Consider the following 15,880-nt stretch of genomic DNA (forward strand, 5'->3'; position numbering starts at 1 on the left):
GGATTTCGGACATGACAGCGCCCTATTATCTGCCACTGCCGGATTTCACCACGCTGCCGTCGCCGGTGTACTTCCGTTACGACGAGTTTCCGGCCGGCAGCGAATCGCTGGAACACCGCCATGATTGGGGCCAGCTCAACTACACCACCCAGGGCATCATGCGTTTGTGGGTGGAAGGAAAGCGGTTTCTGTCGCCACCCCAATACGCCGTGTGGATTCCGCCCGGCGCTACCCATGGCTGTTACAACCCCAGCGCGGTGACTTATCGTTCCGTGTACATCGACACCGCCTTGTGCGAATCCCTGCCACGCCAGGCCTGCACCGTGGCGATCAGCGACATTCTCAAAGCCATTCTGGTGGATTTCGCCCGGCGCGGCGTGCATGAACCGGAACAGGAGGCTGACCGCAGACTGGCCCAGGTGATGCTGGACCAGCTAAGCCGCAGTACCCAAGGCGTCCCTTACTTCCTGCCCTACACCGATCACCCGGTGCTCAGCGGTGTCCTGGAAGCCCTGCGGGAAAACCCCGCGGACAATCGCACTCAGGTGCAATGGGCGCGGCAGGCCAACATGACCGAACGCACCCTGGCCCGCCTGTGCCACCGGGAATTGGGCATGCCGCTGGGGGAATGGCGCCAGCGGTTGCGTTACCTGCTGGCGCTGGAGGCCCTGGAGGAGGAACACAGCGTCCATGCCATCGCCTATGATCTGGGCTACAGCAACCCCTCCGCGTTCATCGCCATGTTCCGGCGTCTGGCCGGCACCACCCCGGAGCAATACCGGCGGCAAGCCGGGATCGCGAGCGGTGCCTGATCTCAAAGCGTGTTGCAGAGATGGCCGCCGTCCACCGGAATCGCCGCGCCGCTCATATAGGAGGACGCGTCGGAGGCCAGCAGCAGCAACGGGCCGGCCAACTCGTCGATCTGGCCCAGGCGATGGTAGGGGATGCGCTTGATCAGCTTGCCGCCATGGGGCCCCTGGAAAAACTCCCGGTTGATGTCGGTTTCAATGTAGCCCGGGCAGATGGCGTTGCAGCGAATGTTGTAGCGGGCGTAATCCAGAGCAATGGACTTGGTCAGTTGCACCACGCCGGCCTTGGACACGGTGTACGGTGACAGCAAGGCGCCCACCCGCAAGCCGAGGATGGAAGCGATATTGATGATATTGCCGGGGCGCTCGTCCCGGCGCCATTGCTGAATGGCGAACTTGCTCACCGCCCAGACACCGTTGAGGTTGGTGTCCACCACCGCGTTCCAATCTTCCTCGGACAGGGTGTCGGTGGCGCCTTCCCGGGTGATCCCGGCGTTGTTCACCACCACATCCAGGGCCGGCATGCTCTCGAAAGCCCGCTCCACGTTGGCGTGATCGGACACGTCCATTTCCACCACCCGGGCGTCACGCCCCAGGGCGCGGACTTTTTCCGCGGTGGCTTCGAGTTTGTCCACCCGGCGCGCCGCCAGCACCAGATCGGCACCGTGCTCGGCCAGCACTTCGGCGAAACGGGCGCCAAAACCACTGGAAGCGCCGGTGATAAGAACGCGTTTGTTAGTGATATCGAACATGGCTGTCTCCCAAACCTGTCTATAAAAAACCAAGCAAAAACGGACCGCGGGAACCCGATCGCGGAGGATGGAGTAAGGGCCCGACGAAAGAGGGCATTGATTGTGCCGCTTTCCAGCGTCTGGAGTGAAGTCTGTCGCGGCCTGTTACATCTTGACCGGTGATGAGGCGATGGCGGATGCGTTACAGATTGCCCAGATAGTCGCTGGGCGGACGGCCGGTCCAGCGGCGGAAAGCCCGGGTGAAGTTGCTGGGTTCGGCGTAGCCCAGCTTCTGTGCTACTTGCTGCACGGTGAGATTGGCCTGGAGATAACGTACCGCGCGGGCCATGCGCACTTCTTCCAGCAGATAGCGGTAGCTGACGCCCAGCGCGGCGAGATAGCGACGCAGGGTGCGTGAGGTCAGGTGGAAACCGGTGGCCAGTTGCTCGAGGCTCGGCAAGGCGCCTTCCGCCTGCATCAGACGGGCGCGCACCCGGGAAGCCCAGTCCTGATCCGCTTCCAACCGTTGCAGTTCCTCCTCGCAGCGCTGGGCGGCCATCTGCCGGGAGGACGCGTCCGCCATCGGCAGAGCTTCCCTCAACAGGGTCGCCGGGAAACTGAGCACGGCGGTATCGGCGCCGAAGCGGACGGTCATGCCCAGCAATTCCTGATACCGCCCGGCGTAGTCCGGCGAAGCATACGGCAGGGTCAGAACCGCGCCCTGAAAACGGTCGCCAAGCAAATAACGCAACCCGGCCACCAGCGCGGCGGTGACCACCTCCAGATAAGGGCGGCGGATCTCACCCAGGTCGTAGCTTTCCATCAGGGCGAAACGCACCCACGGCTCGTCCACATCGAGGCGCGGCAGACACAGGCGGGTACGGGTGCGGAAATAGCGCTCCAGCAACTGCAGCGCATCCCCCAGATCACGGCTGCTGATGGCGGCGTAGCCCAGCAAGCCATGAGCGGTAACGGTAAGTTGCTGCCCCAGGCTAAGAGCGATGGCGGGATCGCCGGACAGCTCCCGGGCGCTGGCCATGACGCGGCGGAACTGATCGAATCTCAACGCCGGCTCGGCACTGTACACCTGGGGCTCCGACAAGCCGGCATCCGCCAATAAACGGGACGGGTCGAGCCCGGCTTCACGGGCCAGCTCCACCAGATTGCGTACATAGTTGACCGGGATCGGCGAACGATCACTGGCCAGTGCAGGGTCGTTGTGTGGCGTCCTGTTCATAACCTCAAGCATACACCTGTGTTCAACCGTGTCCGAAAATGACAAGTCGCAGCCCAGGCCACCCCCTCGACGGCAACCGTAACCCGGACTCCCCCTGCACTATGCGCCGTTACCGCGGGAAACCCAAACCCGCCCCCGATCTCTGTTCCGCGTCGGTGAGCGGGCGCCATTCTCCCGGCGCCAGCGCCGGGTCCAATACCACGTCCCCCACCGCCTCCCGGTGCAATGCCACCACCCTGTTACCCACCGCCGCCAGCATCCGTTTGACCTGATGATAACGCCCTTCACTGATGGTCAGGCGCAGACACAGGGCGTCCACCACTTCCACTTGCGCCTCGCGGGTGGGGCGGGGGTCATCGCGTAACACCACGCCCGCCGACAGGGCATCAACCTGGGTCCGGGTCACCGGCTCGGCGGTGGTGACCCGATAACGCTTGGCGCAATGATGTTGCGGCGAGGTGATGCGGTGGGACCAGTGGCCATCACTGGTGAGCAACACCAGCCCGGTGGTGTCCAGATCCAGCCGGCCGGCGGCATGCAACCCGGCGCGCTGGTCACCGGGCAGCAGATCCAGAACGGTGCGGTGCCCCGGATCGTCGGTGGAACAGACCACGCCCACCGGCTTGTGCAGCATCAAATAACGGTGCCCTTCCAGTCTCAGCGGCCGCCCCTCCCAGACCACCCGCATGTCCGTTTCCAGACGCCGCTCCGGCTTGGCGGGCACCTCGCCGCCGGCACCGTCGAACACCTGGATAGCGCCGGAGCGGATCAGGATTTTGACTTGTTTGCGGGTGAGCCCGGTGGCGTGGGCAACGAAGTAGTCGAGACGCATGGCGGGCAGTATAGCGCCTTCGTCATCAGGCGTCGGCGGACACTGTTTCATACCGCCGTGGCTGCTATGATACGCGCCTTCGTTTACCCCTGGAGCCATCATGACCTCGTTGAACCCTCGCCAACGGGAAGCGGTCCATTACGCCGACGGCCCACTGCTGGTGCTGGCCGGGGCGGGGTCTGGCAAGACCAGTGTGATCACCCGCAAGATCGCCTGGCTGATCCAGGAGCGGGGCGTGCCGGCCCGGCGCATCGCCGCGGTGACCTTCACCAACAAGGCGGCACGGGAAATGAAGGAGCGGGTGCAAAGCCTGGTCCACGGCGGCCAGAGCCGGGGCCTGATCGTCTCCACTTTCCACAACCTGGGTCTGCGCATTCTCAAGAGCGAACTCAAGGCCTGCGGCCTGCGTTCCGGCTTCTCCATTCTCGACCAGATCGATAGCCGTGAAATCCTCAAGGAAATCCTGCTTCAAGGGGAATCCGAGCGGGACCTGAACGCGGTGGAGGCGGTACATAAGTGCCTTTCGGACTGGAAAAACGAGCTGGTATCCCCCGAGGAAGCGGTGAGCCAGGCCCAGACCGAGGAAGAAGTGCGCGCGGCCATGGCCTACAGCGGCTACAACCGCATGCTGCGCGCCTGCAACGCGGTGGACTTCGATGACCTGATCATGATGCCGGTGCTGTTGTTCCGCGAACAACCACGAATCCTGGAGAAGTGGCGCCATCGGCTGCAATACCTGCTGGTGGACGAATACCAGGACACCAACGGCGCCCAGTACGAACTGGTGCGCATGCTGACCCTGCCGGAAGGCCGCTTCACCGTGGTTGGCGATGACGACCAGTCGATCTACGCCTGGCGCGGCGCCCGCCCGGAAAACCTGGATCAGCTGCAGCAGGACTGGCCGGCCCTGAAAGTGGTGAAACTGGAACAGAATTACCGCTCCACCGGCCGCATCCTCAAGGCCGCCAACACGGTGATCGCCAACAATCCCCATGTGTTCGAGAAGCGCCTGTGGTCGGACTACGGTTATGGCGAACCGGTGCGGGTGGCGGCACTGCGCGACGAGGACGGGGAAACCGACTGGATCGCCGGCGACCTGTTTCACCGCCGTCTGCAACGGGGGCTGCACTGGAAGGACTTCGCCATTCTCTACCGCGGCAACTTCCAGTCCCGCATCCTGGAAATGAAGCTGCAATCGCTGTCGATTCCCTACAAGGTCTCCGGCGGCACCAGTTTCTTCTCGCGCAGCGAGATCAAGGACCTGATGTGCTATTTGCGTTTGCTGGTGAATCCGGACGACGACAACGCCTTTTTGCGCATCATCAATACGCCGCGCCGGGAAGTGGGCCCCGCCACCCTGGAAAAGCTGGCGGCCTGGGCGGGCCGGCGCGATCAGGGCCTGTATCATGTCTGCGGCGACCTCGGCCTGAGCGAGGCCATGCCGCCGAAGGCGGCGGAGAAACTGCGGGAGTTCAAGCAGTGGCTGGATGGCAAACGTGAACACTGCTTCCGCCACAACAGCCTGCAGGCGGTGAAGGAACTGATCACCGAAATGGACTACGAAGGCTGGGTGATGCAAAACGCCTCCAGCCCGCGCATCGGCGAAAAGCGCATCGAAAACGTCTGGCAATTGGTGCGCAACATTCAGCGCATGCTGGAAAAGCAGGAAGAAGAAGACGACGGCTCCAGCGACCTGGAAGCAGTGATCGGCAAACTGGTGCTGATGGACATGCTGGAGCAGCAGGACGAGGAAGACGACTCCGACCGGGTCCAGCTGATGACCCTGCACGCCTCAAAAGGGCTGGAATTTCCCCACGTCTACATGATGGGCGTGGAGGAAGAGCTACTGCCTCACCGTACCAGCATCGAGGAGGACAATATCGTCGAGGAGCGCCGCCTGATGTACGTGGGCATCACCCGGGCACGGGAAACGCTCACCCTGACCCAGGCACGCACCCGCAAACAATACGGTGAGAAGGTGGATACCACACCGAGCCGTTTCATCGACGAACTGCCGCAGGATGATCTGGAATATATCGGTGAAGGCGCCCCCCGCAACGAGGAACGGGACAGCGAGGTGGCCGAAGCCAGCCTGGCCAATCTCAAGGCGTTGCTGGAGTAAGCGGGTTCTGGAAAGCCCACGGACCGGGCTATGAAACCGCAGGAGCTTTGCCCGGGCGGCGGACCGCTGCAAGCGAATCCTTTGCCGCCAAGGCCCATTCGCTGGCAAGCCAGCTTCCCACAGGCTCTGCTACGGAGCCGCTGTGGGAGCTGCCTTGGCAGCGAATGGCGTAAGCGGACTCCGTATCCGCCGAAACTACTGGCTGTTCTCGACGATGTATTCCACCGCGTTGCGGATTTCTTCTTCGGAACAATCCATGCACATGCCCTTGGGCGGCATGGCGTTGAAGCCTTCGAAAGCGTGCTTGACCAGGGTGTCCATGCCCTTTTCGATATGGCTGGCCCACTGACCGGCATCACCGAACTTGGGTGCGCCGGCGGCACCGGTGGCATGGCAGGCGGCACAGCCGGTATCGTACACGGCCTGGCCGGAACGCGGTTCACCGCCCCCTTCCGCGGCGGCCACCGCGCTGCCGCACTCTTCGCCTTCCACGCACACGGACCCCACCGGTTTGATCCGCTCGGCGGTGGCGCGGTCACCCAGAACCGAGCGCTCGCCCAGAGGATACGGGGAAATGTCCTTGGTGCTGGCGGCCATTACGGCGCCGGCGAACAGGGTGGCCAGTACAATCAGGCCAGCAGTCAGCATTTTTTTCACGGTTCCACCTCGGTTATTGGTATGTCCCGAAACACAGCTTTGAATAACGCCCGGCTCCCCCTCGGGACCGGGACTCATTCAGAGACGTGCCGGCTCTGTTTGTTATTGCGGGCGCGATTATACCCTCAGAAATCGCGGGGATAAAATCAGTACCTTGGGAGTAGCTCAGGATAACTGGACTCGCGGCAACAACAGGGTAAAACGGCTACCTTCTCCAGGCGCGCTGACCACCTTGATATCGCCACCATGACGTTCCGTCACTACCTTGACGAAGCGCAGCCCCAGGCCGGCCCCGCGAGTACGGGCCCCGCCGCTGGTGCTGGCACGGCTGAAACGGTCGAACAGCTTATCCTGGAACGCCTCCGGAATGCCCACGCCGCGATCCCGCACCTCACAGGTCACCTGCCCACCCTGGGTAAACAGGCGCACATCCACCGAATTGCCTTCGTAGCTGTATTTGACCGCGTTGGTGAGCAGATTCACTATCAGCCGTTCCAGTAACTCGTTATTGCCCTTTACCCAGACCTCCTCGGTCTCGTCGTAGGCGAACCGCAGGGTGATATCCCGGGTCTGCGCCTGGATCTGCACCTGATCGATGGCGGATTCCACCACATCGAGCATGTCCAGTTCCATCATTTCCACCGAATCCACCCCCTCGACCCTGGCCAGTTGCAGGAACTGCTCGGCGATGTTCAGGTTACGTTCGGCGTAGTGCTCCACGTTATCCAGGAAGTCCGACAACCGCTCGCCATCCGGGCCATGCCGCATCTTGCCCACCAGCGCCAACACCGACACCATCGGCGAACGCAGATCATGGGACAGGAAATCCAGCATCTCGGTACGGGTGCGCATGGCCTGCTTGACGTCGGAAATGTCCTTGAGGCTGATGATCAGCATGCGCCCCGGCTGGTCGCCGGCGTGTACCAGAATCATGTCCAGATAAAGATCCATGCCACGGCGGTTGCGGCATTCTTTCTGCACCCGGCCGTCCGCCAACGCTTCCTGAAGCAGCGTGCGCCAACCGCGATCGCCGCTGAACTCCAGTTCACGGCCAATATCCGCCAACCCCAGGGTGTCCTGGGCCACGCCCTCGATACTGAGCAGATAGGACGCCTGCGGATTCATGAACACCGCACCACCACAGGCGTCGGTGATCAGAACCCCTTCACTCATCTGCGCCAGACCGACCTGGAAGAAGCGGGTCAACGCCTGCTGGCGGTGCTCCTCCCGGCGCAATCGCTCAATATGCTTCTCCAGCACCTCGTAGCGGGGCCCGATACCAGCCTGATGGGTTTCGGTACGCGCCAGCATGGCGCGAATCCAGTAATCATAGGTGTCCGCATCCACGGCCTGGCGCCAGACCACGGTCAGTTCATAACGCTTGCCGTCATGACGGAACGGATAACGACGGGACAGCTGCCCCCGCCAGGCGGTGGCTTCCAGTTGCTCGCCGCCGGACACCGGAGCACCGGCCTGAGCCTGCAACCGCCAGGACCGCACCGGCAGCACCTGATCCAGCATGCGCAGCATCCGCGACAGCGGCGCCGGCTCGGTGAGGCGGCGGTTCAGATCACTGTATTCCGCCAGGCGCTCCAGAGCGTTGCGCATATACGCCATGGAGTATTCCAGGCGCCGCCAGGTCCACAGCGGGTAAGCCACCACCGCGGCGATGGCCGCCGCCGCCGGCGGGAACCAGATCTGCCAGACCGCCAAAAGCGCGTAACAGATTCCCAGCGTGAACAGCAGAGAGCCCAGAATCAGCGGAATACTCCAGCGCGGCAGGAAGAACGGCAGCAGCAGCGGTGCCAGCAAGGCCAGCACCACACCAAGGGCTATGGCCCAGGGCCGACTCATGCCTGAAATCATGCGCTCATGGCGCAGACCATCGAAGATATTGGCGTTGATTTCGACCCCCGCCATCAGGTCCCCCTGCCCGGCCATGGGTGTCGGCAGCATATCGCCCAGACCCGCGGCCGTTGCGCCGATGAACACGAACTGGTCCTTGATCAATTGGTCCGGAACCCGGCCCTCCAGCACATCCACCGCGGAGACGTGCGGATAGGTTCCCGCGCCGCCAGCGAACGGAATGAAACGGGGGTATTTGCGAACGTTGGCCAGGCCGACGAAATCGTCGTTTTCGCCGGCGGGGAAGCGGTCCTCGGGGATCAGCCCTTCGCCTTCCAGCATCGCCTGGGTAATGTGCGGCCACCAGGGTTGCCCGATCCCGGAGCGCAAATAGACCGAACGGGCCACCCCGTCGCCATCCAGTTCCAGATCCACATGGCCGAGCCCCCGGGCGGCGCGGGCGAAGGGCCCCGCCGGCAGCACCTCGATCAGTTGCCCGCCGGCGCGCAGCTGCTCCACGTGCACCGGCAGATAGACATTGCCATTTTCGGACAACGCCCTAACCAGCGCCTGGTCCGCCGCCGGACGAGACCGATCCGGTTCCGACAGGATCAGATCCATCAGCACCCCACGGGCACCCTGTTTGGAGAGCTGGTCAATCAGACGGGCATGGATACTGCGATCCCAGGGCCAGCGCCCCACTTCCCGCAGGCTGTACTCATCGATGCCGACAACAAGAATGTCGCCGGAGGGCTCCATCGGCAGCCGCGGCAGCAGGGTGTCGTAGACGTAACGATTGAGGAAAGACAAACCGCCGCTGATGGACAGCAGGGTGCACAGGCTCGCCACCACCAACAGCACGGACATGTGCTCAACCAGATAACGGCGCTGGTGGCTATCGAACCCTCTACTCATGAACCCCGAACCTCTTCCCTTGGATACCGCCGGGCGCCTTTGTTATGGCATCAAACCGGAGTTCTCACTATCCCGATCTATGCCTTTCATTTCCAATGTTTTTTACGCCACGAAGGTGGCAAAAAGAAGCAGCGCATGACGAACGAAGGTGGCCGCCATGGACGGTGGCCACCGAGGCATGGAGGGTCAAAGCGCGAGCAGCAAGCCGGCACCGCCGATGAACAGAAGGGCATCCCAGGGCCAGGCGCCTTTGGATACCGTGGCATCCAGCAAACGTTCCTGTCCACGCAGTCCCCGCGCATCAATCGCCCTTACCAGTAGCTGATACTCGCCGGCCTGGGGTTTGGCGCGCCATCGCGACTCGCTGATCTGCTCACTCTGTCGCAGAACGCCATCGGCATCGAACAATTCCACTGAATAGGCTTCGGCGCCTTCCACCGGCGACCATTCCGCGCGCAGGCCGCGAGCGCCGGCCTTCAACGTCACATCCGGGGCCGGCAGCAACTTGACCGGTTTGGCCGGCGCCTGGCCATCCCGCGCCACCGTGCCGTAACCGGCGGGTACCGGCGTGGTGCCGCGGGCGGCCGCGACTTCCACTTCGCCTTTCACCACCTCGCTGAGGGTGGCGGCGTCATCGGTGACGCGAACGTGATACTCGGTACCGCGAACCGCGGTCATCACGCCGGGCGTGTAGACACGAAACACCCGGGCATCGGTATCGCGGGGCGTGACGGTGTTACGGATGGCGCCCCGCTCCAGTTGCAGCTCCGTGGGCTCGTTGCCGACATCGACGAAACGCCGGTAATGATTCACCTTGAGCACCGTATCGGGTTTCACCGCCACCTCGGAATTGTCGGCGAAACGCACCACCACGCTGCCGGCCTCGCCGGTCTCGATGGTGTCACCGAAGGCGATCTCCGCGCCATTTTCCACCGGCTCCGGGGCGTTATCGCCAACCAACAGCCAGACCTCGCCATTGACCCGTTCGGCACGGGCGGGCATCGGCTGTTCCTTGAGCCAGGCGAGCGGGATCAGAATGACCTTGCCCGGAGACATGCGATAGGGGTCATCCACCGCACTGTTCGCCGCCAGTTGGCGCCAGCAAAACACCGGGTCCTGAGCGAAGCGCTCACACAGATTCCACAGAGTATCGCCAGGACGAACGGTGTATTGCCAGTGATCGGCAGTGGCATCGGCTTGCGCCGTGGCGGCGATCACGCACAGCACCACGGCGGCCAACCAGCGGGAAAACATAGGCGTTTATTCTTCCATTGGTTCCAGCCGGTAACCGTGCTGGTACACCGTCTTGATGCGATAACCGCGTTCGGGACGGATTTGCAGGCTGCGGCGGATGCGGCTGATATGGACGTCCACCGTACGGGACTCAATCGGCGTCATGATGCCCCACACCTTTTCCAGCAGGTGCGCCCGGGACATCAATTTACCCACGTTCTGGAACAGGTAACACGCCAGCTCGTAGTCCTTGTCGGTGAGTTTGACGGCTTCGTCGTCGAGAAAGATCTGTCGCCGGGCCCGGTCAATGGTCCAGGGTCCAACGTTGAGGGTTCCTTGATCGTCCATGTCGGCAACACCCGCTCGCCGCCCCAGGGCAGTGAGTCGGGCCAGCAGCTCCGCTTGTTTAACTGGCTTAACCATATAGTCGTCGGCTCCCTGGGTCAGCGCGCCCACGATGGAAGACTCGTCATCGCGTTGAGTGGCGAACAGGACAGGCGTGCGATTGCCACTGGCACGCACTTCCTCGAGAACGGCGTAACCACTCATATCAGGCACTTCCCAATCGAGTACCAGGAGGTCGAAGGTGTCCCGTCGCAGCAAGCTCATGAACTCGCGACCGCTGGACAGGTGCATACACGTGTGGCCTGCTTCGCGCAGCCAGTGTGTCACCAGCTCGGCCTGGGCCTGGTCGTCTTCTAGGTAGGCGATACGCACCGTTTTTTCTCCATCCTAATGTCGCAAGAGGTTACCGAATCCACTCCGGTATCGCGGGAAAAGATTGTAAAATGCCGACCCGCCGAGCCTCGCTGAAACCCAGGAAAAACGTGCTTTTCACGCCTCTCCCCCCGGGCATAGCCGATGTCCGCATCACCCCCTGACGCGGAACCCTGAAGGGACGGGATCGCGGCCCCGTCCACAAGCCGGATGATTATACGCGCCTTGTCGTTCATTCCCAATCGTGGACTCACCGACGCTGAACCGCTATCATGCGCGTCCGCGCCCCCAGGGTGCCATCGAAAGTGCCATGAAAATCGTTTTCCGCCCGTAGCTCAGCTGGATAGAGCGCTGCCCTCCGGAGGCAGAGGTCAGAGGTTCGAATCCTCTCGGGCGGGCCATATAAAACACAAAAGCCCGCCCTGCGCGGGCTTTTGTGTTTTATCGGGTCTGCTCGAGGGCCTTGATTCGAACCTCCGTTCGACACTCGACAGCCTCACCGTCGAGTGGACGCCCAACGGGCGCCCGAAGGGGACGCTCCAACGGAGCGTATCAATCCTCTCGGGCCAGCCTATCCAGTACGCGTGATCCCTTCGGTTTATCGGGTCTGCTCGAGGGCCATTCGCTGCCAAGACAGCTTCCCACAGACCGAACTACGAAGCCGCTGTAGGAGCTAGCCTTGCTGGCGAAAGAGCACAAGGCCAAACAGATTCGCCAGCAGGGCTGGCTCCTACAGCGACCTTGTAGCGACCTCCAAGTTCATACCTCCAGGAAAACGAGGCTCATCACTCCTCCCCCAGCAACCGCAGCGGATGCTTGCCATCCACCATGCCCATGAACGGCGGCATGATGGAATAGCCGATCAGCGACCGAAGCTCCGGCGACAATTCACGCACCACCTCCCTGGACAGCTCCAGCAGGAAGTTCTCCTGTTGCCGCAAATAGGCCTCGCAATACTGGCAGGTCACCGCAAGACGGGGCTTGTCGGAGCGATTCTCTCCACCGCCGTGCCAGGTGGTCCCCAGGAAAAACAGCACCGAGCCAGCCGGCATGACCGCGGGTATCGCTTCTTCCCACCTCCCCCTGCGGTCCTGTCCCCAGGTGTGACTGCGCGGGATCACCACCGTGGCCCCGTTCTCTTCGGTGAAATCGTCCATAGCCCAGATCGTCGCCGCGCCCAACGGCGGCCGTGGCCGCGGCACTTTGTAGAAACTGTCATCCGCATGCAGAAGCTGCGGTGCCTCCCCGGGCAGAATGTTGATGATCTGGGCCTGACTGATGAGGTAGTTGGGCAGGAACAGCTTGTCCATCAAACCCAAGATACGCGGGTGATCCGCCAGATGATCCAGAACCCGGGTCTTGGAGAAAACGTCATAGACCCGTTGTGTAAGGGCCCCTTCGAAGGTATTCCTGCCGGTCTTGTCCAATAACGGGGTTATCCGCGAACGGATATCGCTTAATGTGTCCCGGTCCAGCACGCCCTCGATGATGACGTAGCCCTCACGCATCAGGGTGTCGAAGTCCCGGTCGATCTCCGGCGAGCTGCGCTCGACGGATGGCCGCAAGGCCTTGTGGCGAGCGGCCAGATCGCTGTCCAGCACGCTCAGATTGGCGATTTTGCGTGGCATGAGCATCTCCCTTTTGTCATTGTGATGGCCTTTCGGCATTGATTTGAATTCAATTCAATGCCGATCCAAGGCAGCCGTCAACCGGAAATTGAACTGGATTCAACACCACCTCATCCCTACAACCCTGATTGATCTTTACCCCTGAATCCCATTGAATGCCCTGGTCAGGCGCCAGTAACCGCCGCCGGCAGCAAAATTGGGAGAAGGCACAGGTGGCAGAGAAAAAGACCTCACCGGATCGGCTGATCGCCGCGGCAACCCGGGCCTTGCAAAAAGGGGACGGGGATTTCGAAATGAGCACCATTGCCCGCACCGCCGGCGTCTCGGTGGGGCTGGCCTATCATTACTTCGGCTCCAAGGCCGGATTGATCGCCGCCGTCGTCGAACACTTCTACGAAGCCCTCGACAACGAGGTCATGATGGCCCGCTTGCCGGTTTCCGACTGGCTCGACCGGGAACGGTTACGCATCCAGTACAGTGTGGCGTTCCATTATCGTCATCCTCTGGCCGCCATTATCCTGCAGCGTCTGCGCCGCGAGCCGTCGGTGATGGCGATCGAGCAACAGCGGCTCGAACGGCAAATCGAAGCCGGTGTCGGCAACATGCTTCAGGGACAAAAACAGGGGAGCGTCTCGGCGGAGCTGGATCCCGCCGCCGCCGCCACCTTTACTCTGGCGGGCTCGCGGGCGCTGATTGCCCGGGCACTGGCCTTGCCGCCCGGCCAGCGCCCCACGGAACAGGCCCTGAGCGAACAGATCTGGAATCTGATCCGCCAGGCAACCCGCGGCGAGGGCTCATAGCCGCGATTTACAGCGCCGCCCAGGCCCGCTTGAGATGATAGTTTTCATCCCCAAACAGCAACCCAAGCGCGGTCAACCGCTTGAAATAGTGGCCCACATCCAGCTCGTCGGTCATGCCGATCCCACCGTGCAGTTGCACCGCCTGCTGCCCCACATAACGACCGGACTGACATAGCTGCGCCTTCAGTAGCGCACTGTCCCGGGCGTGCGACGGGGCCTGCTCCCAGCGGCCCGCGACGGCATCCAGAAGATGCTCCAGATTCTTCATGGCGATGTACATATCGACCATACGGTGCTGCAGCACCTGGAAAGAGGCGATCGGCACCCCGAACTGTCGGCGAGTCCGGGTATAGTCCAGGGTGCGGCGCAACAGCGCCTGCATCGCTCCCACCGCTTCCGCCGCCATCATCATGGTCCCCTGCTCCAGCACCTGGCGCAGCACCTCGGCGCCACGCCCGTCCCGGGTCAAACGCCGCGCTTCATCAACGTCAACGGCCGCCAGAGTCAGACGGGCGCCACGGTGACCATCCATGGTGGGGAAGCCGGTCACCTGGAGTTCATCGGCGTGGACCAGAAACAGCTCCACCGTCGGCCCGGCATCGTCCTCGAAGGCTTGCGCCGACACCACGAAATGGGATGCCAGATCACCGCCGATCACCGCCACCTTTTCACCTTCCAGACGCCAGCCACCGTCGATGCGGCGGGCGCTGGTGGCCAGATGCTCAGGATTGCCACGGCTGATACTTTCCTCCCAGGCCAGCACTGGCATGGCCTTGCCGGCGACCAGCTCGGGCAGCAGGCTGTCGGCGACATCTTGATTATCCACCAGTGCGATGGCCTGACCACCCAACCCCACCACGCTCAGATAAGGCTCCACCACCAGCGCGTCGCCGAAGCGCCGCATCAGGCCGAGCGTATCGGTGATATCCCCGCCGAGACCACCATGACGCTCGGCGAAGGGCAGGCCAAGCCAACCCAGCTCGGCGAACTGTTGCCAGTGTTCCCGGTTGTATCCCGGTTCCTGTTCCACCCAGGTGCGGCGCTGGTGAAAGTCGTAATGGGCATTGAGAAATTTGTCGACGCTGTCTTCCAGCATGACGCGGGTTTCGTCGTTAAGAAAAGCCATGGTGCGCCCCTCAGCCCAACAACATCTTGGCAATGATGTTGCGTTGAATTTCGTTACTGCCGCCAAAGATAGTGGCGGCCCGGTTGTTGAGATATTTGGGCATCACGGTGAGTGCCTGTTCCGGCCCTTCAGGCGCCACCCCGGCGCCGACGGTCAACGCCGCCAGTTGCAGAGTCAGTGTTGGGCTTCCTTCCACTTCCACCGCCAGTTCGGTAATGCGTTGCAGTGTTTCCATGGCAGTGATCTTGATCATCGAACTCATCGGCCCCGACTCAGGCGAGCCCTTTTCCATCGCGGCGAAGCGACTCTCGGTGGCATCAAGAGCAGCGACTTCCAGATAAAGGCGGGTAAAGCGCTGCTGAAACACCGGGTCGTCAGCCAGCACACCGCCAAAACCGTCGCCGAGTTCGGCGGCCCGCTCTCTGATCCGATTCAGTTCCATATCGAACTGGGCGGCAAAAGAGGCGCTGCCGCCCCGTTCGTGCTCAAGCAGATACTTGGCCACCGTCCAGCCCTGGTTCTCCTCTCCCAGACAGCAATCCAGCGGCACCTCGACGTTATCGAAGAATACGTCGCACTGTTCGGGAAAACCGTCCAGACCAATGATCGGCCGGATCTCCAGGCCCGGACGATCGAGACGGTCAATCAGGAAAAAACTGATGCCCTGTTGTGACTTCCCTTCATTGCTGGTGCGCACCAACAGAAACATGCGATTGGCATGGTGAGCGTAGGTGGTCCAGGTCTTGCTGCCGTTGATAACGTAGTGGTCGCCACGGCGCTCGGCACGACAAGCGAGCGAGGCCAGATCGGAGCCGGCATTGGGTTCGGAATAGCCCTGGGCCCAGAAGTCCTCACCGGCGGCGATACCCGGCAGAAAACGGCTTTTCTGTTCGTCGGTGCCGAACTTCATGATCGCCGGGCCGACCATGCCCAGTCCCTGGGGCAACAGCCTCGGCACACCGGCAATCCGGCATTCCTCCTCGAAGATACGCTTCTGTTCGCGGCTCCATCCGGCCCCACCGTACTGCTCCGGCCAGGACGCCGCCGACCAGCCGCGCGCGTGCAGTTTGCGATGCCAGCGCATGCACTGTTCGAACGGTGGAAAGAAACTGGTCATCTTGCGTCCGGCTTCGCGAATCGATTCATCCGCCTCCTGTTCTATGAAGGCGCGGATTTCCTGACGAAAGGCCTGAAGATCCACTGACTTGGTTTCCATGGTTTGCTCCGG

General features: G+C 62.3%; 13 protein-coding genes and 1 tRNA gene. 4 read left to right on the top strand and 10 right to left on the bottom strand.

The annotated features are described in order from the left end of the window. Nucleotides 1–11 precede the first annotated feature (11 nt). Nucleotides 12–812: an AraC family transcriptional regulator gene (locus B5T_RS20810; protein ID WP_014996501.1), complete on the top strand. Its 801-nt coding sequence runs from the start codon at nt 12–14 to the stop codon at nt 810–812. Between the two features lie 2 nt (nt 813–814). On the opposite strand, the gene B5T_RS20815 is transcribed toward B5T_RS20810, so the two are convergent. The 3 genes from B5T_RS20815 to B5T_RS20825 all read right to left on the bottom strand — a co-directional run bounded on the left by B5T_RS20815 (nt 815) and on the right by B5T_RS20825 (nt 3,660). Beyond that, complete coding sequence (locus tag B5T_RS20815) at nt 815–1,561, bottom strand: SDR family NAD(P)-dependent oxidoreductase (RefSeq protein ID WP_014996502.1); 747 nt, start codon at nt 1,559–1,561, stop codon at nt 815–817. A 181-nt stretch (nt 1,562–1,742) separates the two neighbouring features. After that, nucleotides 1,743–2,777, bottom strand: a complete 1,035-nt coding sequence (locus B5T_RS20820) for an AraC family transcriptional regulator (RefSeq protein WP_014996503.1) — start codon at nt 2,775–2,777, stop codon at nt 1,743–1,745. Between the two features lie 109 nt (nt 2,778–2,886). Continuing rightward, complete coding sequence (locus tag B5T_RS20825; protein ID WP_014996504.1) at nt 2,887–3,660, bottom strand: pseudouridine synthase; 774 nt, start codon at nt 3,658–3,660, stop codon at nt 2,887–2,889. A 49-nt stretch (nt 3,661–3,709) separates the two neighbouring features. Here B5T_RS20825 and rep point away from each other — a divergent pair, with 49 nt between their 5' ends. Further along, nucleotides 3,710–5,731, top strand: coding sequence for a DNA helicase Rep (gene rep / locus B5T_RS20830; RefSeq protein WP_014996505.1), 2,022 nt, complete (start codon nt 3,710–3,712; stop codon nt 5,729–5,731). A 195-nt stretch (nt 5,732–5,926) separates the two neighbouring features. Here the strand turns inward: rep and B5T_RS20835 are convergent, their stop codons facing one another. The 4 genes from B5T_RS20835 to B5T_RS20850 all read right to left on the bottom strand — a co-directional run bounded on the left by B5T_RS20835 (nt 5,927) and on the right by B5T_RS20850 (nt 11,098). Next, nucleotides 5,927–6,379 carry a c-type cytochrome gene (locus B5T_RS20835; protein ID WP_014996506.1) on the bottom strand — a complete coding sequence of 151 codons (453 nt, stop codon included), beginning with the start codon at nt 6,377–6,379 and terminating at the stop codon, nt 5,927–5,929. A gap of 174 nt (nt 6,380–6,553) precedes the next feature. Continuing rightward, entirely contained in the window at nt 6,554–9,148 is a 2,595-nt protein-coding gene (locus B5T_RS20840) for a CHASE2 domain-containing protein (RefSeq protein WP_014996507.1), read from the bottom strand. 186 nt (nt 9,149–9,334) lie between these two features. Next, nucleotides 9,335–10,402, bottom strand: coding sequence for a FecR domain-containing protein (locus B5T_RS20845; protein ID WP_014996508.1), 1,068 nt, complete (start codon nt 10,400–10,402; stop codon nt 9,335–9,337). 6 nt (nt 10,403–10,408) lie between these two features. Continuing rightward, nucleotides 10,409–11,098, bottom strand: a complete 690-nt coding sequence (locus B5T_RS20850) for a response regulator transcription factor (protein WP_014996509.1) — start codon at nt 11,096–11,098, stop codon at nt 10,409–10,411. 324 nt (nt 11,099–11,422) lie between these two features. Here B5T_RS20850 and B5T_RS20855 point away from each other — a divergent pair. Next, nucleotides 11,423–11,499 (top strand) — tRNA-Arg (locus B5T_RS20855). Nucleotides 11,500–11,883: 384 nt separating this feature from the next. Here B5T_RS20855 and B5T_RS20860 read toward each other — a convergent pair. Continuing rightward, nucleotides 11,884–12,726 carry a phytanoyl-CoA dioxygenase family protein gene (locus B5T_RS20860; RefSeq protein ID WP_014996510.1) on the bottom strand — a complete coding sequence of 281 codons (843 nt, stop codon included), beginning with the start codon at nt 12,724–12,726 and terminating at the stop codon, nt 11,884–11,886. 212 nt (nt 12,727–12,938) lie between these two features. On the opposite strand from B5T_RS20860, the gene B5T_RS20865 reads away from it, so the two are divergent. Continuing rightward, complete coding sequence (locus tag B5T_RS20865) at nt 12,939–13,526, top strand: TetR/AcrR family transcriptional regulator (protein ID WP_041717810.1); 588 nt, start codon at nt 12,939–12,941, stop codon at nt 13,524–13,526. Nucleotides 13,527–13,533: 7 nt separating this feature from the next. Here B5T_RS20865 and B5T_RS20870 read toward each other — a convergent pair whose 3' ends face one another. Then, the gene (locus B5T_RS20870) at nt 13,534–14,652 is read right to left on the bottom strand and encodes an acyl-CoA dehydrogenase family protein (protein ID WP_014996512.1); all 1,119 of its coding nucleotides are present in this window, start codon (nt 14,650–14,652) and stop codon (nt 13,534–13,536) included. Nucleotides 14,653–14,662: 10 nt separating this feature from the next. Next, nucleotides 14,663–15,868 (bottom strand): acyl-CoA dehydrogenase family protein, encoded by a 1,206-nt coding sequence (locus B5T_RS20875; protein WP_014996513.1) that lies wholly within the window; start codon nt 15,866–15,868, stop codon nt 14,663–14,665. Nucleotides 15,869–15,880: the final 12 nt, after the last annotated feature.

The sequence above is a fragment of the Alloalcanivorax dieselolei B5 genome (genome assembly GCF_000300005.1).
GTDB lineage: Bacteria > Pseudomonadota > Gammaproteobacteria > Pseudomonadales > Alcanivoracaceae > Alloalcanivorax > Alloalcanivorax dieselolei.